This is a genomic window from Staphylococcus gallinarum (assembly GCF_000875895.1).
GTDB classification, from domain to species: Bacteria; Bacillota; Bacilli; order Staphylococcales; family Staphylococcaceae; genus Staphylococcus; species Staphylococcus gallinarum.
On sequence record NZ_JXCF01000223.1, the window covers coordinates 1 to 241 of the forward strand.

1 pseudogene is annotated in these 241 nt (G+C 35.7%); it reads right to left on the reverse strand.

Annotated elements, in window-relative coordinates:
• Positions 1-53: 53 nt before the first annotated feature.
• A pseudogene (locus SH09_RS14160) lies at positions 54-241 on the reverse strand (relaxase/mobilization nuclease domain-containing protein); the annotation flags it as partial.

Consider the following 241-nt stretch of genomic DNA (forward strand, 5'->3'; position numbering starts at 1 on the left):
GATTTAAATTCTTTTGTAACAAACGAACAAAATCATTATGGACTTTTTTACCTCTACCTTGAAAGTCCTCCGTCGTCTTTTTCAAACTCGACTTGATTGCCTGCAATTCCTTTTCTCTCACGTCCTGTTGTTCTTTCATCTCTGATATATATTTTATTACTAGCTTGTTTTGTTTCTTCAGTTCTTGCAATTCTTCGTTTTCTAAGGTCTTCTGAATTTTCTGCGACTGCGTCCCAGTCAA